This is a genomic window from Mumia sp. zg.B17 (genome assembly GCF_019550915.1).
GTDB lineage: Bacteria > Actinomycetota > Actinomycetes > Propionibacteriales > Nocardioidaceae > Mumia.
On the sequence record NZ_JAHWCI010000008.1, the window covers coordinates 469,277 to 495,163 of the forward strand.

At 68.7% G+C, this 25,887-nt stretch carries 22 protein-coding genes, 1 tRNA gene and 1 pseudogene; 8 read left to right on the forward strand and 16 right to left on the reverse strand.

Going from position 1 to position 25,887, the window contains the following annotated elements:
- Positions 1–39: 39 nt before the first annotated feature.
- Positions 40–1,239: a homogentisate 1,2-dioxygenase domain-containing protein gene (locus KV097_RS15610; protein ID WP_220366375.1), complete on the reverse strand. Its 1,200-nt coding sequence runs from the start codon at positions 1,237–1,239 to the stop codon at positions 40–42.
- A 93-nt stretch (positions 1,240–1,332) separates the two neighbouring features.
- On the opposite strand from KV097_RS15610, the gene KV097_RS15615 reads away from it, so the two are divergent.
- From KV097_RS15615 to KV097_RS15630, 4 genes are read left to right on the forward strand one after another with little or no spacing between them, the layout of a single operon-like run.
- Entirely contained in the window at positions 1,333–2,187 is an 855-nt protein-coding gene (locus tag KV097_RS15615) for a hypothetical protein (RefSeq protein ID WP_220366376.1), read from the forward strand.
- Positions 2,184–3,491, forward strand: coding sequence for a fumarylacetoacetase (gene fahA, locus KV097_RS15620; RefSeq protein ID WP_220366377.1), 1,308 nt, complete (start codon positions 2,184–2,186; stop codon positions 3,489–3,491). The genes KV097_RS15615 and fahA overlap by 4 nt, the downstream gene beginning before the upstream one ends.
- The gene (locus KV097_RS15625; RefSeq protein WP_220366378.1) at positions 3,488–4,189 is read left to right on the forward strand and encodes an IclR family transcriptional regulator; all 702 of its coding nucleotides are present in this window, start codon (positions 3,488–3,490) and stop codon (positions 4,187–4,189) included. The genes fahA and KV097_RS15625 overlap by 4 nt, the downstream gene beginning before the upstream one ends.
- A 38-nt stretch (positions 4,190–4,227) precedes the next feature.
- On the forward strand, positions 4,228–4,389 hold the full coding sequence (locus KV097_RS15630) for a hypothetical protein (RefSeq protein WP_220343181.1): 162 nt from the start codon (positions 4,228–4,230) through the stop codon (positions 4,387–4,389).
- 23 nt (positions 4,390–4,412) lie between these two features.
- Here the strand turns inward: KV097_RS15630 and KV097_RS15635 are convergent, their stop codons facing one another.
- The 3 genes from KV097_RS15635 to KV097_RS15645 all read right to left on the reverse strand — a co-directional run bounded on the left by KV097_RS15635 (position 4,413) and on the right by KV097_RS15645 (position 7,802).
- Positions 4,413–5,258, reverse strand: a complete 846-nt coding sequence (locus tag KV097_RS15635; protein ID WP_255559668.1) for a 3-hydroxybutyryl-CoA dehydrogenase — start codon at positions 5,256–5,258, stop codon at positions 4,413–4,415.
- 104 nt (positions 5,259–5,362) lie between these two features.
- Positions 5,363–6,994: a catalase gene (locus KV097_RS15640; protein ID WP_220343179.1), complete on the reverse strand. Its 1,632-nt coding sequence runs from the start codon at positions 6,992–6,994 to the stop codon at positions 5,363–5,365.
- 88 nt (positions 6,995–7,082) lie between these two features.
- A complete protein-coding gene (locus KV097_RS15645; RefSeq protein ID WP_220366380.1) occupies positions 7,083–7,802 on the reverse strand; it encodes a YqjF family protein in 720 nt (239 codons plus the stop codon).
- 192 nt (positions 7,803–7,994) lie between these two features.
- On the opposite strand from KV097_RS15645, the gene KV097_RS15650 reads away from it, so the two are divergent.
- Positions 7,995–8,594 carry a superoxide dismutase family protein gene (locus KV097_RS15650; RefSeq protein ID WP_220343177.1) on the forward strand — a complete coding sequence of 200 codons (600 nt, stop codon included), beginning with the start codon at positions 7,995–7,997 and terminating at the stop codon, positions 8,592–8,594.
- A gap of 28 nt (positions 8,595–8,622) precedes the next feature.
- On the opposite strand, the gene KV097_RS15655 is transcribed toward KV097_RS15650, so the two are convergent.
- Positions 8,623–9,063, reverse strand: coding sequence for a DUF4259 domain-containing protein (locus tag KV097_RS15655; protein ID WP_220366381.1), 441 nt, complete (start codon positions 9,061–9,063; stop codon positions 8,623–8,625).
- A 3-nt stretch (positions 9,064–9,066) separates the two neighbouring features.
- Entirely contained in the window at positions 9,067–10,317 is a 1,251-nt protein-coding gene (locus KV097_RS15660; RefSeq protein WP_220366382.1) for a hypothetical protein, read from the reverse strand.
- 1,408 nt (positions 10,318–11,725) lie between these two features.
- Here KV097_RS15660 and KV097_RS15665 point away from each other — a divergent pair.
- Positions 11,726–12,502 (forward strand): DJ-1/PfpI family protein, encoded by a 777-nt coding sequence (locus KV097_RS15665; RefSeq protein ID WP_220366383.1) that lies wholly within the window; start codon positions 11,726–11,728, stop codon positions 12,500–12,502.
- A 99-nt stretch (positions 12,503–12,601) separates the two neighbouring features.
- Here KV097_RS15665 and KV097_RS15670 read toward each other — a convergent pair.
- The 3 genes and pseudogenes from KV097_RS15670 to KV097_RS15680 form a co-directional block, all read right to left on the reverse strand.
- Positions 12,602–13,910, reverse strand: a pseudogene (locus tag KV097_RS15670) (ISL3 family transposase).
- A 125-nt stretch (positions 13,911–14,035) separates the two neighbouring features.
- Positions 14,036–15,169: a hypothetical protein gene (locus KV097_RS15675; RefSeq protein ID WP_220366384.1), complete on the reverse strand. Its 1,134-nt coding sequence runs from the start codon at positions 15,167–15,169 to the stop codon at positions 14,036–14,038.
- A gap of 248 nt (positions 15,170–15,417) precedes the next feature.
- Positions 15,418–15,493 (reverse strand) — tRNA-Thr (locus KV097_RS15680).
- Positions 15,494–15,635: 142 nt separating this feature from the next.
- Here KV097_RS15680 and KV097_RS15685 point away from each other — a divergent pair.
- Both KV097_RS15685 and KV097_RS15690 read left to right on the forward strand, forming a co-directional pair.
- The gene (locus tag KV097_RS15685; RefSeq protein ID WP_308289477.1) at positions 15,636–15,908 is read left to right on the forward strand and encodes a chorismate mutase; all 273 of its coding nucleotides are present in this window, start codon (positions 15,636–15,638) and stop codon (positions 15,906–15,908) included.
- A complete protein-coding gene (locus KV097_RS15690; RefSeq protein WP_220343174.1) occupies positions 15,908–16,312 on the forward strand; it encodes a pyridoxamine 5'-phosphate oxidase family protein in 405 nt (134 codons plus the stop codon). Before KV097_RS15685 ends, KV097_RS15690 begins: the two co-directional genes overlap by 1 nt.
- Positions 16,313–16,433: 121 nt before the next feature.
- Here KV097_RS15690 and KV097_RS15695 read toward each other — a convergent pair whose 3' ends face one another.
- From KV097_RS15695 to KV097_RS15725, 7 genes are all read right to left on the reverse strand, one after another.
- Positions 16,434–17,969 (reverse strand): alpha/beta hydrolase, encoded by a 1,536-nt coding sequence (locus KV097_RS15695; RefSeq protein ID WP_308289457.1) that lies wholly within the window; start codon positions 17,967–17,969, stop codon positions 16,434–16,436.
- Positions 17,970–18,084: 115 nt separating this feature from the next.
- Positions 18,085–19,242 (reverse strand): DNA polymerase III subunit delta', encoded by a 1,158-nt coding sequence (locus KV097_RS15700; protein ID WP_220366386.1) that lies wholly within the window; start codon positions 19,240–19,242, stop codon positions 18,085–18,087.
- The gene (gene tmk, locus KV097_RS15705; RefSeq protein ID WP_308289458.1) at positions 19,239–21,476 is read right to left on the reverse strand and encodes a dTMP kinase; all 2,238 of its coding nucleotides are present in this window, start codon (positions 21,474–21,476) and stop codon (positions 19,239–19,241) included. Before tmk ends, KV097_RS15700 begins: the two co-directional genes overlap by 4 nt.
- Before the next feature lie 25 nt (positions 21,477–21,501).
- On the reverse strand, positions 21,502–22,701 hold the full coding sequence (locus KV097_RS15710; RefSeq protein WP_301022777.1) for a low temperature requirement protein A: 1,200 nt from the start codon (positions 22,699–22,701) through the stop codon (positions 21,502–21,504).
- Positions 22,702–22,704: 3 nt separating this feature from the next.
- Positions 22,705–23,964 carry an FAD-binding oxidoreductase gene (locus KV097_RS15715; protein ID WP_220366387.1) on the reverse strand — a complete coding sequence of 420 codons (1,260 nt, stop codon included), beginning with the start codon at positions 23,962–23,964 and terminating at the stop codon, positions 22,705–22,707.
- Positions 23,961–24,785, reverse strand: a complete 825-nt coding sequence (locus KV097_RS15720) for an ABC transporter permease (RefSeq protein WP_220366388.1) — start codon at positions 24,783–24,785, stop codon at positions 23,961–23,963. Before KV097_RS15720 ends, KV097_RS15715 begins: the two co-directional genes overlap by 4 nt.
- Entirely contained in the window at positions 24,782–25,747 is a 966-nt protein-coding gene (locus tag KV097_RS15725; protein ID WP_220366389.1) for an ATP-binding cassette domain-containing protein, read from the reverse strand. The genes KV097_RS15720 and KV097_RS15725 overlap by 4 nt, the downstream gene beginning before the upstream one ends.
- Positions 25,748–25,887: the final 140 nt, after the last annotated feature.

Consider the following 25,887-nt stretch of genomic DNA (forward strand, 5'->3'; position numbering starts at 1 on the left):
GGCGGTTCGTGCGTGGTGACGGCACCAACGCTGCCGGGGTCAGTCGGAGCCGAGGGCCCTGGCGGCGGCGGTGCCGTACGCGTGGTCGTCGGTTGCGGTGCCACCCTCGCCGAGCTCCAGCGGCCGGAAGGTGTCGACCATGACCGCGACCTCGTCGAACTCCTGGGCCCCGAGCGAGGCTTCGACCGCGCCCGGCTGCGGCCCGTGCGCGATGCCTCCCGGATGCAGCGAGATGGAGCCGACGCCGATGCCGGTGCCCTTGCGCGCCTCGTAGTCGCCGGCGACGTAGAACATGACCTCGTCGGAGTCCACGTTGGAGTGGTAGTACGGCACGGGGATCGACAGCGGGTGGTAGTCGACCTTGCGGGGCAGGAAGTTGCAGACCACGAAATTGTGCCCCTCGAAAACCTGGTGCACCGGCGGCGGCTGGTGCACCTTGCCGGTGATGGGCATGTAGTCCTCGATGTTGAACGTGTAGGGATAGAGGCAGCCGTCCCAGCCCACGACGTCGAACGGGTGCGTGGCGTACGTCAGCCGTGTCCCCACCACTCCCGACGGACCCGATCCGCGGTGCTTGACCAGCACCTCGACGTCCGTGCCGTCCACGACGAAGGGCTCGTCCGGGCCGTGGAGGTCACGCTCGCAGTACGGCGCGTGCTCGAGCAGCTGGCCGTACCGCGACAGGTAGCGCTTCGGCGGCGCGACGTGACTGTTGCTCTCGATCGCATAGAGGCGGCTCAGCTCCGCGGGCACCCACCGGTGCGTCGTCGCCCGCGGGATGACGACGTAGTCGCCCGGCCGGTACGGCACGACGCCGAACACCGTCTCGACGACACCGGTCCCCGCCTCGACGAAGACGCACTCATCCCCCACCGCGTTGCGGTAGTACGGCGAGGTCTCGCCCGCCACGACGTACGAGATCCGCACGTCACTGTTGCCCAGGACGAGTCGTCGTCCGGTCACCGGATCGAGCGCCTTCGCCTCGGCCTCGTCGAACAGCTCGTGCAGCCTGAGGTGGATCAGCCGGATGGGGTGGTTCGCGGTCGTGGCCAGATCGGGCAGGTCCCAGACCTCGCTCGCGCTGATCGCGTGGGGCACGCCGCGGTGGTAGAGCAGCGACGAGTCCGACGAGAAGCCCTCCTCGCCCATGAGCTCCTCGTAGCGGAGCGCACCGCCCTCGTCGCGCAGCTGCGTGTGGCGCTGGCGCGGGACGTCACCGACCTTGCGGTAGTAGACCACCGTGGGCTCCCCCTCGCGTGCCGCCCGCCGGACCTTTCCGATAATCGGTCCGCGCGGTTCCCTTTCAGAACATCCTGGGTTTAGGGTTCCGGTATGTCAACCGTCCCCCCGATGCTCCGCGCCCTGATCGACGACGCGGCCGTCTTCCCTCCCGGCAACGCGGCGCTGGCCGACGCCGTACGCGCCCACCGCGGTCACCGGTCGTCGCCCTTGACCGACCTCGTCGGGCCGCTGGTCGTCCCCGCCGCGTCGCTCGACGACCTTGTCTCCATCGCCGCGACCGACGCGGACGCCGCTCCGCTCGACGTCGCCCTGGTCGGGACCGCCGAGGAGCTCGCGGTCGCGGCTCCCCAGGCTGGGGCCACGTCGACTCTGCTGCTCGAGTCGCTCGAGACCCGCCTCCCTGCCGCGACGCCCGGGGCCGTCGACCTCGCCGTCGAGACGCTGCGGACGACCAGCGAGAACGCGACGCCGACCGCGCTGGAGCTGGCGCTCCCGAGCCACCCCCTCGACGCGGCATGGCTCGCCGCCGCGGACGCTGCCGCCGCCCGCGGCGTGCGGGTCAAGCTGCGCACCGGCGGCGCGACCGCCGAGGCGTTCCCGACGCCCGACACCCTGGCGACGGCGATCGTCGCGCTGGTCGAGCGAGGGATCGCCTTCAAGTGCACGGCCGGCCTGCACCACGCCGTACGCGCCGAGGATCCCGCGACCGGACTCGTGCATCACGGCTTCCTCAACGTGCTGCTGGCGACCCGCGCGAGCCTGGACCGTGCTGACCTGCGCACCGTCGCCGTCGTCCTGGAGGAGCAGTCGGCGGAGGTGCTCATGGAGGACGCGGGGGCGGTCGGCCCGGAGGCGCTCGCCGAGGCCCGCACGTGGTTCACGTCCTTCGGGTCCTGCAGCATCGACGAACCGGTGCAGGACCTGCGCTCGCTGGGGCTCCTGTGACGGCCGCGACGACGTGGGTCCCGGGCGGCGCCGGGTCCGGGTACGACGTCGACCACCTGCCGTACGGCGTGTTCGGGCTCCGCTCGGAGGGACCGTCGAGCCAGCACCGGATCGGCGTACGGATCGGCGACCACGTGCTCGACCTCGCGGGCGCCGCGGGCGGTGAAGGCGGTGAAGGGTTCGGCCGGCACCTGGGCGGCCCGACGCTCAACACGCTCATGGCCGCAGGGCGGACCACGTGGGACGAGATCAGGCGATGGCTCCAGGCCACGCTCCTCGACCACGACGCCGGGCCCGAGCGCCTGTCCGGGCATCTGCACCGTCTCGACGAGGTGACGCTGCACCTGCCGTTCGAGGTGGCCGACTACATCGACTTCTACTGCTCGCTGGACCACGCGACCAACGTGGGGCGGATCTTCCGCCCCGACGCCGAGCCGCTGCTGCCCAACTGGCGCCACCTGCCGGTCGGCTACCACGGGCGCGCCGGCACGGTCGTCGTCTCGGGCACCGACGTCGTACGCCCGCTGGGCCAGCGCAAGGGTCCAGATGCGGCAGAGCCCGACTTCGGCCCGAGCGCGCGTCTCGACATCGAGGCCGAGGTCGGTTTTGTCGTCGGGACCCCGAGCCGCCTCGGTGACTCCGTCCCGACGAGCGGCTTCGCCGAGCACGTCTTCGGGGTGGTCCTCCTCAACGACTGGTCGGCCCGCGACATCCAGGCGTGGGAGTACGTGCCGCTCGGGCCCTTCCTCGGCAAGTCCTTCGCGACCTCGGTCTCACCGTGGGTGACACCGCTGGCCGCGCTCGAGCCGTCCCGCGTTCCCCTGCCGAGCCAGGATCCGCCGCCGCTGCCGTACCTCCAGGTCGCGGAGCCGGCCGGGTACGACCTCGCGCTCGAGGTCGAGCTCAACGGTGAGGTCGTGAGCCGCCCGCCGTACCGGACGATGTACTGGAGTCCCGCCCAGATGCTCGCGCACCTGACGAGCAACGGCGCGTCGCTGCGGACCGGCGACCTCTTCGCCTCCGGCACCGTGTCGGGTCCGGAGCGCGGGGAGCGCGGGTCGTTCCTCGAGCTCTCGTGGGGCGGACGCGAGCCGTGGACCGCCGGCGGGGAGGAGCGTACGTTCCTGCGCGACGGCGACGAGGTGGTGCTGCGCGCGAGTGCCGGCACCGTGACTCTCGGCGAGGTCCGCGGCCGCATCCTCCCCGCCCCCTCCCGTCCCTCCCGTCCCTCCCGCCCGTCCCGCCCGTCCCGTCCGTCCCGTCCGTCCCGTCCGCGATTTGTGCAGTTGGACCAGGAATCATGACGGCGAGACCTGGACGAACTGCACAAACCGGGGACGGGGGCGGGTCCCAGACGCTCGAGCGCGGGCTGCTCGTGCTCGAGGTGGTGGCCGACGCGCCGGGTGCGACGGGTTCGGAGGTCGCCGTGCGCGCTGGCCTGCACCGGTCGATCGTCCATCGCCTGCTGGTGAGCCTGGAACGGAACGGGTACGTCGAGCGTGACGCGGGCGGTCGCTATCAGGTGGGCAGGACGCTCACGACCCTCGCCGACCGCACCCGCCCACGCCTCCACACTGCGGCGGAGCCCGTGCTCCAGGATCTGGCCACGGAGCTCGATGCCACCGCGAGCCTCGTCGAGGTGGTTGCCGGTGCCGCCGTGAGCACCGTCGTCGCCGAGCCGCCCACCGACGGACCGCGGTTCTCCTACCGCCTCGGCAACCGGGACCCGCTCGACCGTGGCGCCGGCGGGTTGGCCGCGCTCGCCTCGGGCCCACCCGCACCGGACGAGCCCGCCCGCGTCGCCGACGCCCGGTCGGCGGGCGTCGTCACCACGCACGCCGAGCTGAACCCGGGTGCGTACGGCATCGCCGCGCCCGTGCCCGGCCTGCGCGGCGGACGCGCGGCGGTCGCGGTGATCACCAGCCGACCCGAGGTCGCCGAACGCGCTGAACAGCTGGTCCGAGACGCCGCCCGTCGGATCGGCTCGGCCGCCTACGGGTGACGGTTGCCCGGACCGCAGCGCGGGTGTTCGATGGGGTGATGAGCACACCGAGCATCGACCCGAACGGCCCCGGCGACCCCGTGGACCCGGTGGACCCGGACACGATCGAGCCGGACGTCGTCCCCAGCCTGGACCCCGACCCGGGTGACCCCACTCCCGTCGCGCCGCCGCCTCAGACGGAGCCGCGCATCCCGGAGTGACCGGTCAGAGTGACCGGTCGCGGTCACTCGTACGTGTAGAACCCGCGCCCGGTCTTGCGTCCGAGGAGACCGGCATCGACCATCCGCGCGAGCAGCGGCGGGGGCGCGTACAGGGGCTCCTTGAACTCCTCGTACAGCGACTCCGCCACGGCCTTCGTCGTGTCGAGACCGATGAGGTCGGCGAGAGCGAGGGGTCCCTGGGGGTGCGCCGCACCGCGGACGAGACCCTCGTCGATGTCCTCGGCCGTGGCGAAGCCGGACTCCAGCATCCGGATCGCGGACAGCACGAACGGGATCAGGAGTGCGTTGACGACGAAGCCCGCGCGGTCCTGGCTGAGGATCGCGTGCTTGCCGAGCTGGCCCTCGACGAACGAGCGGGCCCGGAGCGTGGTCTTCTCGTTGGTCAGCAGGCTCGGCACCAGCTCGACGAGCGAGAGCACCGGCACCGGGTTGAAGAAGTGGATCCCGAGGACCTGGCCCGGGCGGGACGTCACGACGGCGAGCTTCATGATCGGGATGGACGACGTGTTCGACGCCAGGATCGCCTCGGGAGACTCGACGATCGCGTCGAGCTCCTTGAAGAGCGCGACCTTGGTCGCCTCGTCCTCGACGATCGCCTCGATGACGAGGTCACGGTCACGCAGCGCCTCGAGATCCTCGACGACGCTGATCCTCGCGAGCACGTCGGCGGCACTGTCGATGCGTCCGCGTGACTCGGCGCGCTCCAGCGACTTCGTGATCCTCGCGCGACCGGCCGCGGCAGCCTCGGGGCTCGACTCGACCGCCACCACCTGGGCGCCCGCCCGCGCGCACACCTCCGCGATCCCCGCACCCATCAGGCCGCAGCCGACCACACCGATCTTGTCCATCTGAAATGACACTCCTCGTCCGTGGCGCGCGGTCACGCGCCACGGACGACCGTACGCAGTACCGTCCGGTAACCCCAAAAGGCCACCCGGCCTGAAGGAGTCGCTCAGCTCCGCTCGACGACGACGTGCTCGTTGGGGACGCAGTGCGTCATCGTGTGGCCCTCGACGTCGCGGGGGCCGTTCTTGCCAAGGTTCTCCAGGCGACGCCGCTCCTCCTCGTTGAGCGTCTGCGTCTCGAGCGGCGCTAGACCACGAACATCGTCGACCGTGATGCCCAGGCCTTCACCGACCCGCTCGCCGAGCTCGTCCTCGCAGAGGAAGAAGTGCCACACCATCCGCTCCTGCACCTCGCGGGTGGCCTCGGAGATGTTCGCGACGAAGTTCTTCACCAGGTCGTCACGCTCCCAGTCCTCCATCAGCCGGAACCGTTCGCCCGCCTGCGCGTAGTCGTTCGTACGAGGGATCCGCTCGCGGGTGAGCCGACCGACGATCTCAGGACCGTATGCCTGGCTCGAGGCCGGCTTGGCCGCCTCGTGCAGCCCGCCCATGGTGGACGGCTCGTAGTTGACGTGCGGGTTCTGGCCGTCGGCGAGGTCGATGTGATAACTCATCTCACCGCCGCGCTGGTTCGTCTGCGGACGCGCGTGCTTCGGCGAGTTCACCGGGAGCTGCAGGTAGTTCGGACCGACGCGGTAGCGCTGCGTGTCGCTGTAGGAGAACGTCCGCCCGACGAGCATCTTGTCGTCGGAGAAGTCGAGCCCGTCGACGAGGACACCGGTGCCGAACGCGATCTGCTCGTTCTGGTTGTGGTGGTCGTCGACGTTGCGGTTGAGCGTCATCGTCCCGACGTGCTTGGGCTCGAAGACCTCCTCCGGCCAGACCTTCGTGTCGTCGAGCGGGTCGAAGTCGAGCTCAGGGTGGTCGTGGTCGTCCATCATCTGGACGTAAAGGTCCCACTTGGGGTAGTCGCCGCTCTCGATCGCGTCGTAGAGGTCCTTCGAGGCGTGCCCGAGGTCGCCCGCCTGGATGTTGGCCGCGTCCTCCTCGGTCATCGACTTCACACCCTGCTGGGGCAGCCAGTGGTACTTGACGAGCTTGGTCTCGCCCTCGGAGTTGACCCACTTGTACGTGTTCACCCCGAAGCCCTGCATGTGCCGGTAGTCCGCGGGGATCCCGCGTGGGCTGAACAGGTTGACCAGCATGTGCATCGACTCGGGCGTCTGCGACATGAAGTCGAAGATCCGTGCCGGCTCCTGCCGGAAGGTGACCGGGTCGGGCTTGAGCGAGTGGATGACGTCGGGGAACTTGATCGCGTCCCGGATGAAGAAGATGCCGAGGTTGTTGCCGACCAGGTCCCAGTTGCCGTCCTCGGTGTAGAACTTCACGGCGAAACCGCGCGGGTCGCGCGCCGTCTCGCTGGAGTCGCGACCGCCGATGACGGTCGAGAGGCGGATCGCCAGGTCAGTGACCTTGCCGGTCTTGAAGACCTTGGCCCGCGTGAATCGCTCGATCGGCTCGTCGCCCCATCGCCCCGTCGCCTCGAAGGTGCCGAACGCCACGGCGCCTCGGGCGTGGACGACACGCTCCGGGATGCGCTCGCGGTCGAAGTGGCTGACCTTCTCGAGGAAGTGGTAGTTCTCCAGGGTCGCCGGACCCCGTGCTCCCACGGTCCTCTGGTTCTGGTTGTCGTAGACCGGGTGGCCCTGTCGGGTGGTGAGCCTGCGCTCGTCGGTCATAGGAGACGTCCTCTCCGATCGTTCGTTCGGTGGCAGGGAATCAACACCCAGTGCCCTGAACCGCTCCGATCATTCTCGTCCAGTGGACTCAGGCGCGCCCGGCGAGCGACGGCACACCGAGCCGTACGTTTCTCACGCCGTCAGAGAAGTGGACCGTGTCAGGTTCGGCCAGGTCCCCGAGCCCGGCTGCACGGGTGAGGTCCTGGTCGAGTCGCCGGACCTGTGCCGCGCGCAGCGGCCAGGGCTCGTGCTCCACCGGCGTGACCACGATCTGTCCCAGATGGCGGGTGTAGGCGCGCCACCGGCTGGTCAGCCAAATCTCGAGATCGGCGGGTTCGGCGGGGGCACCTGCCTGGACCTCGAGCCGGTACGACGGCCCGCCACCGTGCCGGGATCCGGTCGAGACCACCGTGTCGCTGCGGCGCTCGACGCTGAGGTCGGCACCGTGGTACGGCGCCCCGACAGCTGTCCTCAGGAGGGCAGCGAGCACCCGGGTGCCGATGTCGAGGGACAGGAACCAGAGCCCGTCCCGGCCGTCCGGTCCGCGCACGTACGTCCGGAGGTTGGTCTCCGGACTGGTGCGCGCGGTGCCCGGCATGGCGGGCAGTCCGAGCGGTCGCATGTCGGCCATCCGGAACGGGGTCAGACCGACCCACGCCGCGCCGTCGTACTCGTCGACGGTGAGGGATGGCGGCAGCACCGCCTGGACGCGCTCCGGCGCGACGCGCCAGTGGACGAAGGTGAGGTCCAGCCATGAGGTGCACAGCGCGGGAACGCGTACTCGCTGCTCTGCGGTGCGGCTTGCCACGCCCCTCGGGTTCCCCGGGCTTTGCTCGGCAAACCGGTACGGCGCAACCGACCGCTGTCCACCGCCCGACCACCGCCCGACCACCGCCCGACCACCGCCCGACCACCGCCCGACGACCTTGACAGTGCGCAGTCGTCGGGGGGAGCGTCGTGGGACGAGGATTCGGAACAACTCACGGATGAGGTGAGGAAGATGCCCGATTGGATGAACCGACGCCGGTTGGCCGTGGCGGGGACGACGGCTCTCGTGGTGGCGACCGGCGCGCTCGCCGTCAACGCCACCACCGCGAGCGCGGACCGCGGCCACGCACGGGCGAAGATCGCCCGGGCAACCCTGCACAGCGCCGACGGCAGCACGGTCGGCCGGGTGACGCTGAGACAGACTCGCGGCAAGGTCGTGGTGAAGGCCACCGCTCGAGGCCTGGCGCCCGGCTTCCACGGGTTCCACATCCACGCGGTCGGCCGGTGTGATGCGAACGCACCGGACGGACCGTTCACCTCGGCGGGCGGGCACTACACCGGCGGTCGACCGAACCACGGCGACCACGCCGGCGACCTGCCGTCGCTGCTGGTCACCGACAACGGCCGCGCACGCCTGAAGTTCGTCACCGACCGGTTCACCCTGCGGGAGCTGCGTGACGCAGACGGCTCGGCCGTGATGGTCCACGCCGGACGCGACAACTTCGCGAACATCCCCGACCGCTATTCGGCCGCGGGCCAGGGTGGCCCGGACGCGACGACACTGGCCACCGGCGACGCCGGCGCGCGGGCAGCGTGCGGGGTGCTCCGCTAGCCTCTGACCCGCGGAAAGACCAGGCCGCCTATTGCTGTGCCGCCAACGTGTCCCGGATGGCCGACACCTCGCGCAGGTAGGCTGCGTGGTCCTCTGCGGAATCCCACAAGGGCTCCTCACCGTTCCATGGCTGTTCCGCGAGCGGCAAGCACACAAGCCCTACGACTTCGCGCGCTGATGCAATAAGACGTGGGTCGGCACCGAGGGAGACCGGATCCCAGGTCTGGGGACCGTACTCGTCGATCCCCTCCAAGCTGAGGTCACCGCCGACGGACAAAGCGACGAGGGCCGCAGCCGCCACCGCGACGAGGACATCGCTTCGCTCTGCGTGCATCGGATCGCTAAGCACAGCGTTCATGGCCTCAGTCAGTACCCCCTTCACGTCGTCAGGGGACTCCGCATCATCCACCTCGAAGCCAAGGTCCGCGGCATCGTCACTCTCGAACACTCCGAATGCCCATACACCCATAACTCACCCCTTGCTTCCAGCAAGCGCACGCTCCAACGCGGTCCGCAAGCCTTCCAAAGCCGCGTTCACCCAGAAGCAGCCATACGGATCATCCAAGAGATTCGCCCACTCGTCAGGATCATTCGCCCGGACGACGTAGGCGATCACCTCATGCGAACGCGAGAGCAGTTCACGGGACGGTGACCACGAAGCTTGTCCCCAACGCGACGGACCTCGGTATGTGGTTTCCAGAGGGGTTCCGAACGCACCGTTCCGAGTGACTGGCTCCTCGAACACCGCGCCGACCGCCGCAGCCACGACCGCTGCAGCCGCGATGGAAGATCGCACAGTAGAGGGATCAGCGCTGACGAGTTCGAATCGTGTCAGGGCCGCATCGACGATTGACGACACCTCCTCTGGTGTCGCGGCTCGTTCAACCCTTCCGACAACCTCCATCGCGACGGCATTACCGAACGGACCGAAACTCCAAAAGCTCTCCAGCGGTTCACCGTCAAACTCCCTGCGGAGCATCGGGAAGACGCGCTCCACCGCGTCACGGTCGATGTTCGTGCGACCAATGACGGACAGATGGTCGGCGTTAACCTGGGTCGCCAACTCCGGCTCGTCCACGCGTGGGCAGTCCTCGAAGGAAACCGTCTCGAGGCGGTGTATGCGATCAACGAGATGGCGGAGCCCGCGCAGGTGCGCGACTCGCCATACCTCGACCTTCTGCAAGTCGACCGCCCGGTCGATCCACCCAAAGTCGAAGGCCGGCATGCGGTAGAGCTGGATCGACGTCAACGAACGCTGAGGCATCGAAGCCGGAACACCGGTGATTCCCGTCGTCGAGCGCCACACATGCAGTTGCTCGAGCGGCGCTTGCACGAGGTCGAGGTCCCCCTCGGCCAAGTCCTGAATCTCGAGAGCCCGGAGGTGGGGATTCGCAAGCGCTGAGGCGACGTAGTGACCTCGTTGCCGCGGTGGAGGAAGCATAAACGTCCGGAGCCGGGGCAACTCCGAGAGCCCGACCTCCGCCGCCGGCCACGCACCCGATAGATCCAACAACTCCAAGCTCGCGGCGGCTTCCAGCACCGAAAAATCTGCCCGGAGACGACTCCCCTCCGGGACTCGGAACTCCTCGATCTGCCCTACCACCGGAGCAAGGAAATCCATCGAACGCTCGCCACGGGGTAGACGGAGGACCTCGACGGTGCGGGCACCGCTCAACTCGCCCGCGGTCGGCAGCTCACCATTAACCGTCAGCATTCTCGCCACCTTGCATCGATGCCACAGATCCGATCCCGACCCATACTCGGTCTGAAGTGGGACGCGATCGACTTCGATTCCGACACGATCCACATCAGCAAGAGCTCTCCAACACCTGGCCAGCAACTCCAACCTGGTCTTCACAACCCAGGTGGGGACAACGATCCACCGCTCAACGACTACCTACGTCGCTTCATCGCCGCGTGGACCGCGATGGCACTGTCAACAAGCCCCCACGCCAACAGCGCTGTCGCCATCGCGGCGAGGACCAGCAGAAACGCTCTATTTCCTCCGTCGCTCTCGTCGCCCGACCATAGCAACGGGACGGCTGCCAGAAGGCCGAAAAGCAAGATACGAAAACAGGCTCGTGCCAACTCAAACGTTGGCGTCGTCTCACGCTCGCCGGGCCTTCCAGCATTCATCGTGACGGTCCTTCCCGGAAGCGTTGAAACTCAGGTGTAGAAACGAAGGCCTGTCCGAGCAGGACCAGGCTGTGCGCTGAACGCAGGACCGCCGCTGACGAGGCGGAAGCTGAACGCCCAGGTAGGGCGACAGCGGGATCGTTCGGATTAACTTCCAGTGCGCCATTCGCGAAGATCCGTCGTGACTGGAGACTCCGTAACTCGCGCCATACATCGGTTGAAACTCGCGTCGAACCGACTCTTTGACGCCCGAGTACGACCGCACATTCATCCAGTTGACCCGCTATCGGGTCGAGCCAGATCGCGAAAGCATGAGACATTTCACCTTCGTCGAGTTCATACTCAGCACAAGCTCGCTCGAGCCAGCGATACTCCTCGTCACCAAAAGAATACGGCAGTTCAGTCACTGGCACTCCAGTATTGCGAGTCTTGACCAAGCAACTCGACGTCGGACGGCTCCTTCATCCAGCGCGGCTCTCGCGGGCTCGAGCGCCAAACCCTGAAGGTCTGCCCAACCACATCGCGCAGCGACCGAAGGCCCGCTCGGCGTAGTTCCTTCGCCAGCTTCGAAGGAGGAACTCGTTTCTCCCAAAGTGGGGGAATAGAGCTTCCACTCCTCCTCGTCGACACGTTCCCGGCTACCGACTTCAGACTGAAACAACTCCAAGGAGTTGACGTCTGCCTCCGTGCGCCGTCTCCACGCGCGCCTATAGGGGTCGATGATGTGCTCGCTTTCCCGAGCTCCGCCACTCACGTCACTGCCTCCCATAACGACGGTCGCATAGAGGGAAGCCTTTTGAACTTGAGACGGAACTTTCAGAACTTCAGACCACAAGTTCTCATGCCGATCTGACCCTGATGTGATTCAAGCATTGCCTCCGCGTCGGGGCTGTGCGGCCCAGACGATATTAAGTTCGACATCCCACGCGCCTGGATATTCGCACACAATCGCCAAACAACCCCGAGCAGGCGATCGCTGATGAGCGGATCGATCCGTGAAGGTTCCGCGCGACATTCTTCAATGCGCCAGCGTATCGTGGGTCACGCGAAATCACCTAGGGAGCGACGTGGAACTGACAACCGAGCAGTCGTCAACTGAGCACTTCGACGTAGTGGTCCTACTCTTTCCCGGCGTCACGCAACTGGACTATGTCGGGCCTGTGGAAGTCTTCGGTCGCTGTCCCGGAGCGAGGATCCATCTGGCTGCGCGAGAGCCCCAGGTTGTCACTGACCTGGGCGCGGTCGTGGTGCCTTCCTGCAATCTGGCCGAGGCGCCGTCGGCGTCTGTTTTGTTGATCCCGGGCGGGCCCGGCATCGTCGATGCCATGGCCGACTCAGAATTGCTCGCTTTCGTCGAGGCGCAAGCTGCGGGTGCCTCGTGGGTCTGCTCGGTCTGCACGGGGTCGTTCGTTCTTGGTGCGGCTGGTCTGCTGAAAGGTCGCCGCGCCACCACACACTGGGCCTCTCATCCGATGCTGGCCGACCTCGGGTGCATTCCTGTGGAGGAACGGGTCGTGGTCGACCGCCCCTTCGCGACTGCGGCGGGCGTGAGCGCGGGCATTGACCTGGCTCTGTGGGTAGCGGGCGAGGTCTTCGGTGCCCGTAAGGGATCGTGGATCGAGATGTCTCTCGAGTATGCACCGCAACCTCCCTTCGGCACGGGTGCCGCCGTCACGGCTCCCCCTCATTGGGTGGCGATGGGACGCGAGGCCATGAGGGCAGAGCGTCTCAACGCCGTACAGGATGCGGCCCGCCGGATGCACGAAAACTAGCGCATCGAAGATTTCTCGAACAACTTTGTTTGTTCGGACAAACTTGCTTGTCGTTCACCCGACGCCCTCCACATGCTGACACTGCCCTTTCCAGGCTCATCACAATCCAGGGTGTAGCAGTCGAGGTCTGAAGCCTCCGGTCTCGAGCAGGCTTCTGGCGATGTAGTTGGTGAGGTTGCGGAAGCCGAGGGCTGATCCGCGGAGGTGCTCGAGCCTGCCGTTGATGGCCTCCGTGGGTCCGTTGCTGGTGCCGGGCGGTCGAAGTAGGCGAGCACATCGACGGCGCGTCTGGTCAGGGTCTTGCCCAGCGTGGTGACCTCGATGAGCGCTTTCGGGACACCGGTGCTGATCGAGGCGATCAACTTCTCCATCAGTTCGCGACCCAGGACGCGGTCGGGCTCGCGGTACGCGGCGATCACGCGCTGGTAGATCCCCCAAGTCGCCTCGACCTCGACGTGGACATCGGCCACGAACAGGTCGACCAGCCGTTAACACTGTCTGTCGGTCAGCAGGTCGGCGCCGGTATGCAGGGTCCGCCGTGCGCGGTAGAGCGGTTCGTCCCTGCGACCGCGGTGGCCGTGCAGATCTTGTTGGACCCGACGCCGGCACCGGTCCAGTGCGTCACCAGCCAGCCGGACGACGTGGAAGGGATCCATCACCGTCACCGCGTCGGCCAGTTCTTCGGTGGTGGCGGTCTTGAAGCCGGTGAACCCGTCCATCGCGACCACCTCCACCCCGTCGCGCGACGCCGGGGGACGGTTCGCGAGCCAGGTCATGAACGCCTGCTTCGAGCGGCCCTCGACCATGTCCAGCAGGCATGCCGGACCTGTCTTGTCGCGGATCGGGGTCGGGTCGATGATCACCGTCACGTACTTGTCGCCGCGCCTGGTATGGCGCCACACGTGCTCATCGACGCCGCGGACCGCCACGCTGTCGAAGCGGTGCTCGTCGTTGATCAGGATCCGAAGACCTTCGGCCAGGACGGCGTCGTTGGCGGTGTTCCACGCGACGCCGAGCCCTTCGGCGACCCGGGCCACGGTCAGGTGCTGAACCACGATCGCTTCGAGTGCCCACCGCAGCCCACGACGCGACAACTTCGCCCGGGGTTCGGCTGCGGCGGTGGTGTCTTGGCGCCACACGTGCCCACAGCCCGAGCACCGGGGCGGCGGATCGTCACGACCAGGGTGGTCGGGCGCCAGCCGAGTGGTTCGTGGGCCAGTTGGCGGGTGACGGTGTCATGAACGGTGCCTTCGCAGCCGCAGGGTCGGCACCACTGGTCGGGATCGAGAACCCTGCATGCAAGGACCGCACGGTCGGGTTCAAGGCGTTCGCCGGTGGCAACGAGACCGAGCTCGTCGAGGCGGCAGAACTTGGTCAGGTCAGGGCGCGCGAAGGTAGCGTCTGGCATGTCGAGGTCTTCCGGATGAGGCGTGTAGGAACCTTCATCCTTGGGAGACCTCGACCCCTATCCAGTCATCGACGCGCCGCCAGGTCGATCGGCTGCCTCCACACCCTCAACTGTGATGAGCCGAATTACCGTAAGCGAACGATGACGTACTCGATGTCCTCCGGTCGGGCTTGGGGTGTTTCGCTCTCCTGCCACCCAAGCAGGTCGCCACCTCCTTCGATTCCGTAGAGACCGAGTGTGTTTCCGATGGAATTAAGCTTCTTGGACTCGAGGTCGTACAGGTATCCCCCCAGTTCACCTGGAGCGTTGCCGGAAGTCTCGGCCCACGCGACGAACCGATCGGTCATCACGGGATAGCCGAACCCACCGTTGGCGCTCGAACCGAATGTGGTCTCGTTACCGTCTTCGGTAACGGTGAGATACATGCGTTGCTCTTCGGGACTCTTCTTGCGGCCGACGATCCATGCGAGCCCAGCGTCACTCGCGGCGAATCCTGTGAAGGTGTCCTGTTCTCCGAGTGGGACTTGCTTCACGGCGGCCGGCTCACCGCCGCCGAAACGAACCTTGGATATCGTGGCAGAGGTGATCCGCCTGGAGTCCCTGACTCCCTCGTACCGCGCCGACCTGACGCCGTAGAGTTCCGTCGAGGTGACCGCGGGAAATGCTGCGCCGCGCATCACGACCTTGGGGAGGCAATTCCCGATCTCGCATCCCCATATGTCAACCGCCTCCGCACCGAACTTCCCGCCGACCTGAGCCCAGAAGACCCTCCCACCGGCGACGACCGGCCCGGTGTAACCGGGAGGTGGAGGAGGGGTTCTGCCGTCGACCTTTGGCGCTTCCGTGAGCTTTCGTGTCATGCCGGTCTTTCGGTCGTAAGCGAAGAGGACCCAAGGAGAGACTCCGAGGTCAACCGATTCGATCTCCGTCCACACCACGTAACGGGTATTCAAATCCGACCCGTTGATCTGCCTTGGCCTACGACCGGGCGGTGAGGCAATCTTCTCCACGGATCCCTTCACGCCGATCGGGCGCACCTCGATCCTGCCCTGCTTGATGGCTGCCTCGCCGTCGAAAGACGTCGCATCAGCTTTCACGATCAGAATCGTTGCGGGAGTTTCAAGCGCATCAACGCCGACCGCCTCACCACCCTGACGAATCCATACGCCGGCCAAACGCGTGTAACTTGCCCGAGGAAGCGGATCTACCTCTTCGAGGCTGATGGGAATCGCCGGGGCGGACGCAGAGTGCGCGGCCACCGACGGATCGTTGCTAGGCGAGCGAGCTGCCGAGCATCCGCCGACAAGGATCGCCATCAACCCGATGGCGACCGCGCAGCGCATGCCCGTTCTTACCACGTGATCTCGTTGCTCTGCAGGATGTACTTGCGAAGCTCGCGGTGCCTAGGGAGACGACGGGTGACTTGGGCGGCTGCTCGGGGCTCGACTCGCCCTCTGGAAAACGATGAGAGGCGGCCCGAAGACCGCCTCTGACCTGCAAGAACTAGTGGAGCCGCTTGTCGGAATCGAACCGACGACCTTCTCATTACGAGTGAGACGCTCTGCCGACTGAGCTAAAGCGGCGATGGCCTCGCGAGGATCGCCCGCTGGCCGAGGATGAGTCTAGCCGAGACGGTCAGGGCGACCCAAAAGGGGGGCCGTAGACTCAGGTCGCGTGAGCGAACCCCGTGACCTGAGCGCCGACAAGGCCGGACTTCCCGTCGTCATCGCGGAGCTGGAGGAGATGCGCGCGAGCATCGACAACATCGATGCGGCGCTGATCCACATCCTCGCTGAGCGGTTCAAGTGCACCAAGCGCGTGGGGCGGCTCAAGGCCGATCACAACCTGCCGGCCGCCGATCCCGCACGTGAGGCGCGTCAGATCGCGCGGCTTCGCGCCCTCGCCGTCGATGCCGACCTCGACCCCGCGTTTGCGGAGAAGTTTTTGAACTTCATCATCTCCGAGGTCATCCGCCACCACGAAGCGTTCCGCGACTGATGCCCCGCATCGCGTTCGACGACCCCTCGCTCATCGCGTTCATGAGCGACTACCACCTCGCCACGCTGACCACGTTGCGTCCCGACGGGACGCCACACGTCGTCCCCGTCGGCGTGACATACGACGCCGCGACCAGGACCGCCCGCTCCATCACCCGCGAGGGGTCGGTGAAGGTGCGCAACATCGAGGCCGCCGACGGAGCCGCTCGGGTCGCGTTCGGCCACATCGACGGTGGGCACTGGCTCACGCTCGAAGGCGTCGCGCGTGTCACGCGTGACCCCGACGAGGTCGCCGAGGCCGTGCGGCGTTATGCGCTGCGATACCGGCAACCGAGCGTGAACCCCGAGCGCGTCGCGATCATCGTCGACGTCGATCGGATCATGGGCCGTCTCCCCTCAGCCTGAGGCTCAGCCTGACCCCGAGCAAGAACGAGCCAGGCCGGGTGCGGACGGGGGAATCGCACACCCGGCCTGGCGATCGGGGGTTGAGCTCGCTCCGCCCTCACACAGCGGGGTGGACGGACCCTCAGCACTTCACGCCATCCTTGGGCGCCGTGCCGGTAAGGAGGAAGTTGTTGACCGCGTCGTCGACGCACTCGTTGCCCATCGAGTAGCCGGTGTGACCGTCGCCCTCGCGACTGACCAGCACACCGGACTCGAGCTGCTCGGCCATCGCCACCGACCAGCGATAGGGAGTGGCCGGATCACGTGTCGTGCCGACGACGACGATCGGCGGCGCCCCTGCTCCGTCGATCGTGGGAGCAGGCTGGGCCGGCTTGATCGGCCACGCCGTGCAGGTGACCGGCGACCACGCGAAGCTCTGGCCGAAGACGGGTGACACCTTCTCGAAGTCGGGCACCGTCTCCCGAGCCTGCTCGAGGGTGAGCGTCGACGGGTCGTCGAGGCAGTTGACGGCGTTGAGCGCGACGACGGAGTTGTCGGTGTAGCCCTTCTCGTCGCGCGAGAGGTATTGGTCGGCGAGGAACAGCAGCTGGGTCCCGTTGCCCTTGAGAGCCTGGCGCAGCGCGCGGGTCAAGAGCTCCCAGTAGTCCTCGTTGTAGAGCGTGACCGCGATGCCGTAGAACCCGAGCGCCTCGGTCAGCGGACGGCCGGCGGTCGACGTGCGGAGCGGGTCCTGGTCGAGGTCGGAGAGGAAGCCGGACAGGCGCCGCTCGGCCGCGTCGGGATTGTCGCCCAGCGGGCAGTCGCTCTCCTTGGCACAGGCCTCGAGGTAGGCACGGAGCGCCGTCTGGAAACCCTCGGCCTGCCCTCGGTTGAGCCCCTCGGAGTCGATCGAGGGGTCGATCGCTCCGTCGAGGACGAGACGGCCGGCTCGCTTGGGGAACAGCTCGGCATAGGTCGCGCCGATCATCGTGCCGTACGAGGCGCCGAGGTAGGTCAACGACGGATCGCCGACCGCGGCGCGGAGGATGTCGAGGTCCTTGGCGACCTCCACGGTCGACATGTGAGCGGCGAGGGGCCCTGAGTCGGTCTCGCAGCGCTTGCCCAGCGTCTGAGCCGCGTTGTAGAACGCCTTCTCCTCCGCGGCGTCGTCGGGCGTCGGGTCGGTGTTGACGTAGGCGTCGAGCTGCGCGGTGGTGGCACACTCCAGCGGCGTGCTGGTCCCGACGCCGCGCGGATCGAACCCCACGACGTCGTAGGCGTCGAGGATGTCGTCGCTGGCCATGGACGTGAAGGCGGCGACGTAGTCGACACCGGACCCACCCGGTCCGCCCGGGTTGATGAACAACGATCCGCGTCGTGCGCTCGGGTCACCGGCCGGCAGCCGGCGGAGCTTCAGCGTGATCCGCTCACCGCCAGGGTCGTCGTAGTCGAGCGGCACCTGGGCGCTGGTGCACTCGTAGCGTCCGCACGAGGCCCAGTCGAGTCGCTGCTCGTAGAACGGTGCGAGCTCCGGATCGATCGTGTCGTCGGCGCTCGGCGACGACGTGGTCGAGGGCCCGTCGGTGCGGTCGGTGCCACGCGAGTCCTCGGCGCTGCCGCACGCGCTGAGTGCGAGAAGACCCGCAACGATGACGGCGGCGATCCTGCGACGACGCACTGGTGATCTCCCTCGGACGGCGTGGAATCGGGCGTGCAGCCACCGTACGTGACGATCCCCCGAGCCGGCTGACGTCATCCACAGCGCTCACGCCTCGTGCGTGTGACGGGTCAGCTCACAGGCGCAGCTGGAGGAGGAGGTTCTCCAACGCCAGCTGTGGCGCCGCGTTGGCCTCGAGTGCCTCCCGGCAGGCGAGGATCGCCTCGATCCGCGCGAGGGTCTGCTCGGGGGTGCCCGCACCGGCGAGACGACGGACCGTGTCGGTCACGTCGGCGTTGACGAGCTCCGCGCCGGGGGCGGTCTGGGCGGCGAGGACGTCGCGGTAGAACGACAGCAGGTCGATGAGGACACCGTCGATCGAGTCACGCGCGATGCGGGTACGGCGACGCTTCTGGTCCTTCTCCAGGGCCGCGAGCCGACCCGCGTAGCCTGCGGGGCGACGGCCGCGGTCCTCGACACCGAACTCCATCTTGAGCCCGTCACGCTCGGCGTCCTCCAGCCGCTCGGCGACCTCGTCGGCCTGAGCCTGCGCGGTCCGCGTGATGGTCGCGGCAGCATCGAGGCACGCCCCCAGCGACGTCAGCGAACCTGGGATGGCGAGCACAGCGCGGCGACGCTCGCGCACGGCTTCCTTGGTCGCCAGTGCACGGGCCCGTCCGACGTGACCCTGCGAGGCACGGGCTGCCTGCATCGCGAGCTCCGGGGCGACCTGCTCCCGTGCGGCCAGCATCGCAGCGACCGCGGCCACCGGTGGCGTACGAAGCACGACCTGGCGCGACCGGGACCGGATCGTCACGATCACGTCCTCGGCCGTCGGCGCGCACAGCATCCACACCGTGCGTGGCGGAGGCTCCTCGAGACTCTTGAGGAGGGCGTCGGCCGCCTTCTCGGTCAACCGGTCGGCGTCCTCGACCACCACGACCTGCCAACGACCGTCGGACGGGCGCATCGCGGCGAGGCGGACCTGCTCTCGCACCTCGGCGACGTCGATGCTCAGCCCGTCGGTGCTCACCAGCGAGACGTCCGGGTGCGACCCGGCCAGCGCCGTACGGCACGCCCGGCAGTGGCCGCAGCCACCGTCCTCGCACTGCAGCGCGGCGGCGAACGCGCGCGCCGCGTTGGAGCGACCGGAGCCCGGTGGTCCGGTGAACAGCCAGGCGTGGGTCATCGCGGGGCCTGGCCCGCCGGCGAGGCGCTCCTGCGCCGACGCGGTCGCGGCCTTCAGCATCACCACCACGTCGTCCTGCCCGACCAGGTCGTCCCAGACGCTCACCGCTGACCGCCGCGGTCGTCGGCCCGGATCTCGTCGGCGTCGGCGTACGACGGGTCACCGCCCTCGGAGACCGTGTCGTATGGAGTGAACGCCTCGTCGATCGTCTCGACGCGCTCCTCGAGGTCGACGGGGTCCACCGGGTCGACGCGTGACGCCTCAGCGGCGCTGTCGGCGCCGTCGGTCTGAGCGCGGCTCTCGAACGGTGACCCGTGCGGCGGTGGCCGCATCGGAGCGATCGCCCGCTCGACGTGGCCGAGCAACGGCTGCACCCGCTCGAGGACCACGTCGGCGATGTCGACAATGTCCCGGTCGGCCCGCAGGACCATGTAGTGGTCGCGGTTCTTGGAGGCCAGCTGGAGGAACGTCTCCCGCACGCGGACGTGGAACTCCGTCGGCTCCGCCTCGAGCCGGTCGGCCTGGTCGAAACGCGATCGACCGAGCTCTGGGTCGACGTCGAGCAGCACGGTGAGGTGCGGGCGCAGGCGCGAGGTCGCCCACCGGGCCACGGACTCCACCTCGTGGAGGTCGAGCCCGCGACCTCCAGCCTGATAGGCCAGGGTCGAGTCGACGTACCGGTCGGTGATGACGATGTCACCCCTCGCCAGCGCCGGGTTGACGACCTGCTCGAGGTGCTCGGCCTTGTCGGCGGCGTAGAGCAGCATCTCGGTCCGTGGGGAGAGCTCTCCGGTCGCCGGGTCGAGCAGGATCTCCCGTACGGTCTGGCCGACCGGGGTCGCTCCGGGCTCGCGGGTCAGCAGCACGCGGTAGCCGTCGGCCCGCAGCGCCTCGGCCAGCATCCACGCCTGCGTCGACTTGCCGGCGCCCTCGCCGCCCTCGAAGGCGATGAAGAGCCCGCTCGTGGAGTACGAGGGGGCGGTCGACGGGTCCTGCTTGAGCTCGGAGATGAGCGAGAGGCCGTGCCGGTCGTTCATCTGGCGGAAGGAGATCAGCCCGAACCCCGTCGCGAGGACCGCCGCCACCAGGATCGCGATCTGCGTGCCGGTGTAGGTGTAGTCGCCGAGGTCGCGCAGCGCGATCGTGTGGGTGCCGATCAGACCGGCGACCAGCGGGGCGATCGCGAGCACCGCCGACAGCACCAGACGGACGAGCGACTGGACGAAGGCGAACGTCCGGCCGCGCATCTCCTCGTCGACCTCGAGGCCGAGCAACGTATAGCCGGTGATCCAGGCGATGCCGGCGCAGAAGCCGACCAGCATGACCAGGATCGCCACGAGGGCCATGTTGTGGACGATGGCGACGACGAGCAGCCCGACTCCCGCACCGACCAGCGCGACACCGAACATGCGGCGCCGGCTGACCTGCGGCAGGACCTTGGGTCCACGCCACATGCCGAGGCCGAGACCGAGGAAGACCGCGCCGAACAGGGTGCCGTAGCCCGGGTCGCCGGCTCCGAGGTCTCCGACGAACACGCGACCCAGGCCGATCACCACGCCGCCGCAGCCGAACGCGCCCACGATGCCGAGCACCAGGCCGCGCACCAGCGGGGTGCGGAAGACGTACGCCCAACCGTCGGCGATCGTGCGCCAGACACCGACCTGCTGGTCGACGGCGGCGCCCTCGGGGATGTCGCGCGCGCCGAGGAAGACCAGGCCGCCGAGCGCGAACAGCACCGCGACGAGATAGAGCGCCGGGTCGACATCGGGGACCGAGATGGCGAACAGCCCGTCGACCGCCTTGGTGATGCCGGTGACGACGATGAACAGGACCGCCGCGGGCAGGGCGGAGCCGTACGTGGTCGCGAGGTTGAGGCGGTTGGCGTCCTCGAGGTGCTCACGCGGCACGAGGGTCGGGACCGTCGCGTCCTTGGTCGGCATCCAGACCGCGTTGACCGCCTCGATCAGCACGGTCGCGACGATCAACCACCACAGCGTGCCGACGAGCGGGATGCTCGCGAAGATGCCCGCCCGCAGGAAGAGGCCGGTCGTGAGCGTGATGCGGCGATCCATGCGGTCGGCGACGTAACCGCCGAAGGGGCCAATCACCAGCGCTGGGGCCAGGCGGGCGAAGAGGACCGCGGCGATCGCGAAGTTCTTGCCGGCGTAACCCTCGCCGATCGAGTTGGCGAACGCCGTGATGGCCAGCAGCCCGATCCAGTCGGCGAGCGAGGCGAGCCCGAGGGCAGCCCAGAAGCGCCGGAAGACCGGAATCCGCATCACCAGGCGGATGCCGTTCGCGTCGTCGTCGGCTGCTGTGCCTGCCGGATCGTATGCCACCGACTCAGGGTATCCACCAGCACAGTCATTCCGGCTCCGGCGCAGCCCTGACCCGACCCCGAGGTGACCCGGCGTACAGCTCGGTGACGAGCAGGATGACGCAGACGAGGCCCACTCCGACCTCCGGGAGCGGGGCGAGGACGAGCAGCAGGACCGCGGTGATCGCCGCACCCCACCGCGCCGCCGTGCCCGCAGAACGGTCCTCCGGGCGGACCTTGACGACCCAGCACGCCGCGAGAAGAACGGCCACGGACCCGCAGAGCAGCGCGGCGCTCGGCCAGGACTCGACGACGTGCCCGTGCACCACCTCGTGCTGCCAGAAGTCCACGCGCGCGGCCAGCGCCGCCCCGATCGCGGCCGCCGATGCGAACACCGCGTAGTGGCCGAACCCCCACACGTACTCCGCCCCGGTGCCCCGCGCACGCTCCAGCGCCGCGGCCGAGTCACGAGCGAAGTAGATCCACCACACCGAGAACACGATCAGCACCCCACCCACGGAGACGTACGCCAGCCCGCGCTGGACGTCATGGGCATCGACCGACTCCTGGATGGCGAGGGTGACCGACAGGATGGTCTCGCCCAGCACGATGATGAAGAACAGGCCGTACCGCTCGGCGATGTGGTGCGCGTGCCAGCTGGTCTGGTTCGGCCGCTCGGCCCACACCGGCACCACGAGCTCGCAGACGACGAACACCGCGAACTCCGGGATCGCGATGTCGCGCGGGCTGACGAGGTAGACGACCCAGAGCAGCTGTACGGCGGTGATCCCGGCCGCGAAGCGGAGGCAGCTGGCTCGGTGCTGCGGGTCGCCCGCCGCGGCGCGGAGCCACTGGACGACCAGGCCGACCCGCATGATGACGTAGCCGACGACGATGAGGCCGAGGTCGCCGTCGAACATCCGTGGGATGCCGGCGGCCAGGACCAGCGCTCCGACGATCTGCAGGATGGTGAGCAGCCGGTACGCGACGCCGTCGTCGTCGTACGCGGAGGCGAACCACGCGAAGTTGAGCCACGTCCACCAGATCGCGAAGAAGACCATCGCGAACCGGAGCAGCCCGTGGGCCAGGTCGCCGTCGGTCGTGGCGTGGTGCAGCTGCGTCGCCGCCTGAGCCACCGCGACCACGAAGCACAGGTCGGTGAGGAGCTCGAGCGGTGTGGCGGCCCGGTGCGGCTCGCCGGGGTCGCGGGCGCGGAGCCCGAGGACGCGACTCGAGATGGTCGGCACCCGCTACAGCGTAGGCACCACCGGCCGCTCCGGCGCGACGTTGTGGTTGCGCCGGAACAGGTTGCCGGGGTCGTAGACCCGCTTGACCGCAGCCAGACGGGCGTACGTCGCCGGCGGGTACGCGGCAGCGACGGACGCGGAGTCGTCCTGCGACAGGAACCCGACGTACGCGCCTGTGCCGTGCCGTGCGACGGCGTCCCAGTCGTCACTCGGGCCGTCGAGCGACGGCGTGGGCGCTCCGGGAGGCGCCATCCGGGCGACCACGACCATCGCCTCCGCGGCGCGGTGCGCGAACGCCGTCGCCTCCGGGGCCACCCGGTCGACGGCGCCGCCCATCCCGCGGATCGACAGCACGGTCGGTGCGCCGCTCCTCAACGCGAGGGTGTCGTCCAGGCACGCGTCGGTCAGCGACGGGACGAAGGCGTTGCGCATGGCGACCTGCATGCCCTCGGGCATCACCCGGTCGTCGAGGACGTCGGCGTACGGGACGACGCCCACCTCGTCCGCGACCACCGGCCCAAGGGTGCGGAGGCGGGACGCCGCACGCTCTGCGGCGACGCGATCCGGCTCTGCGAAGCACCACTCGACGAGCACGTGGGCCGGCCCGAGCGGTGTCTCGGGAATGAGCATCACGATGCTGGAGAGCCGCTCGTCGCTGCTCAGGAGGTGGTCGCGCCACCCCCGCAGGAGCGCCGCCGGGTCCGACAGGTCGTACGAGATGGTTCCTCTCACCACGGTCGACACCGGTGCCGCCACGACGTCGAGGCTCGTCACGACACCCACGTTGCCTCCCCCGCCGCGCAGCGCCCAGAACAGGTCGGGGTCGTCGTCGGCGTCGACCGTGCGGACCCGGCCGTCGGCGGTGACGATCTCCGCCCCCACGACGGCGTCGATCGTCAGCCCGTACCGGCGCACCATCCAACCGATCCCCCCGCCGAGAGCGAGCCCGCCGACACCGACGCTGCGGGTGTCACCGGAGCTGATCGCCAGGCCGTGCGGCGCCAGTCGGTCCGCGACGCGGCCCCAGGTGGCGCCGGCACCGAGCCGGACCAGGCCGGTGGCGGAGTCGAGGACGCGGACGTCGTCCAGGCCGCCCAGGTCGAGCAGCGGTCCGCCGTCGGCGGCGCTGTGCCGGGCCACACTGTGGCCGCCGCTGCGGACGGTCAGGGACGTGCCGCTGTCGCGGATGCGGTCGACGGCGCCGGCCACGTCGGCGGCGGTGCGGGCGTGGACGACGCCGTCGGGTGAGCCGTAGGACGTCATGCGGATCTCCTTCGATAGAGGTGGAACGTGAGTGGTGCGAAGACGGCGACCAGGGCGGCGGAGGCGACCAGCACCCACGCGACGTCCCCGAGGTCCGCGGTGCCGGCGAACAGGGTGCGCTCGGCGGTGACGAGCAGGCTGACCGGGTTGGCCTCGACCCACACCTGCAGCCAGCCGGGCATGGTGTCGGGGTCGACGAAGGCGTTGCTCGCGAAGGTGAGCGGGAACTGGATGAGGAAGCTGAGCATCGAGACCGCCTGCGGCGACCGCGCGAGCAGCCCGATCACCGCCCAGACCCACGACAGCGCGTAGGCGAAGACCACCGCGAGGCCGACGCCGGCGAGGACACCGGCCATGCCGCCGTCCGGGCGCCATCCGATGAGCAGGCCGAGCAGCACGACGAGGACGGCCGCGACGAGATAGCGCCCGACGTCGCCCGCGAGCGTCCCGACCACATGGGCCGACTGCCACACAGGCAGCGACCGGAAGCGGTCCAGGACCCCGCGGCTCACGTCGGTGTTGAGCGCGAGCCCGCCGTAGACGGTCATGAGGAGGATCGCCATGACGAGCGTCCCAGGCAGCAGGTACTGGACGTACGACCGTGGCGACCCGGCGAGCGCCCCGCCGAAGAGGTAGGTGAAGAGCACGGTGAAGAGGACCGGGATCAAGATCGCGTCCGCGGCCTGCTCGGGCGTGTGACGGAGCTTGAGGAGCGAGCGCCAGGCGAAGGCACGGACCGCGGCGGTCGCGCTCGTCGGTGGACTCTCGTCGAGCGGGTCCTCGAGGACGGAGACGGGGCTGATGTCCATGGCGGTGGTCATGCTGCGACCTCCTCGGCCGTCAGGGCGAGGAAGACCTCGTCGAGCGTCGGCCGCCGCACGTCGAAGCCCACCGGTGCGACGCCGGCGTCGTCGACGACGTCGAGGATCCGGCGGACGGGCACCGAGAGCGGGACGGACAGCAGCGCGGTCCCGTCCTCGGCGACCGTCTCGGAGAGCGAAGGGGTGCCGTCGGTCAACTCGGCGAGGGCCGCGCTCGCGCGTACGGCGTCGGCGGGACTGGACAGCCGCATCTCGAGGACGTCGCCACCGATCGATCTCTTCAACGCGTCGGGAGTGCCGGTGGCGACGACGCGTCCCCGCGCCACCACACCGATGCGATCGGCGAGCTGGTCGGCCTCGTCGAGGTACTGCGTGGTGAGCAGCACCGTCGTCCCGTGGCCCACCAGCTCGTGGACGAGGTCCCACACCTGGTGGCGGCTGCGTGGGTCGAGCCCTGTCGTCGGCTCGTCGAGGAAGAGAAGCCGAGGCGTCCGTACGACGCTCGCCGCCACGTCGAGCCGCCGCTGCATCCCACCGGAGTATGTGGCGACGAGCCGGTTGGCGGCGTCGTCGAGGCCGAAGGCGACGAGCAACCGCTCGGCACGTGCGCGGGCGCTGCGACGGGTGTGGCCGAGGAGCCGGCACTGGAGGACCAGGTTCTCGGCCCCGGTGAGGTCCCCGTCGACCGACGCAAACTGTCCCGTGAGCGCGATCTCCCGCCGTACGGCGGCGGCCTCCGACACGACGTCACTGCCCAGCACGCGCGCGCTTCCGGCGTCGGGGCGCAGCAGCGTTGCCAGCAGCCGGATCGTGGTGGTCTTGCCGGCACCGTTGGGTCCGAGCAGCCCGTAGACGCCGCCCGCAGGCACCACGAGGTCCAGCCCGTCCACCGCGCGCGTCGCGCCGAACGACCTGCTCAACCCCACCGCCTCGACGGCGTTCTGTGTGGGTGGTTGCACCATGTCTCCTCCTCGGTCGTCCCCGGATCTTCAGGGTCGGACAGAGGTGGGTCAGGTCGCGTCGTCCGGCAGACGGCAATCGAGCGGACGTCGTCGGGGGTGCCCGCGAGAGCGCCGTACTCCCTGGGGATGACGTCAGGGGT

What these genes read in the sequence shown, in the direction of transcription:
- KV097_RS15715 (WP_220366387.1), bottom strand. Translation starts at nt 23,964, where the DNA reads ATGACGTCCTACGGCTCACCCGACGGCGTCGTCCACGCCCGCACCGCC.
- KV097_RS15630 (WP_220343181.1), top strand. Translation starts at nt 4,228, where the DNA reads ATGAGCACACCGAGCATCGACCCGAACGGCCCCGGCGACCCCGTGGAC.
- KV097_RS15640 (WP_220343179.1), bottom strand. Translation starts at nt 6,994, where the DNA reads ATGACCGACGAGCGCAGGCTCACCACCCGACAGGGCCACCCGGTCTAC.
- KV097_RS15635 (WP_255559668.1), bottom strand. Translation starts at nt 5,258, where the DNA reads ATGGACAAGATCGGTGTGGTCGGCTGCGGCCTGATGGGTGCGGGGATC.
- KV097_RS15725 (WP_220366389.1), bottom strand. Translation starts at nt 25,747, where the DNA reads ATGGTGCAACCACCCACACAGAACGCCGTCGAGGCGGTGGGGTTGAGC.
- KV097_RS15690 (WP_220343174.1), top strand. Translation starts at nt 15,908, where the DNA reads ATGCCCCGCATCGCGTTCGACGACCCCTCGCTCATCGCGTTCATGAGC.
- KV097_RS15720 (WP_220366388.1), bottom strand. Translation starts at nt 24,785, where the DNA reads ATGACCACCGCCATGGACATCAGCCCCGTCTCCGTCCTCGAGGACCCG.
- KV097_RS15650 (WP_220343177.1), top strand. Translation starts at nt 7,995, where the DNA reads ATGCCCGATTGGATGAACCGACGCCGGTTGGCCGTGGCGGGGACGACG.
- KV097_RS15655 (WP_220366381.1), bottom strand. Translation starts at nt 9,063, where the DNA reads ATGGGTGTATGGGCATTCGGAGTGTTCGAGAGTGACGATGCCGCGGAC.
- KV097_RS15615 (WP_220366376.1), top strand. Translation starts at nt 1,333, where the DNA reads ATGTCAACCGTCCCCCCGATGCTCCGCGCCCTGATCGACGACGCGGCC.
- KV097_RS15625 (WP_220366378.1), top strand. Translation starts at nt 3,488, where the DNA reads ATGACGGCGAGACCTGGACGAACTGCACAAACCGGGGACGGGGGCGGG.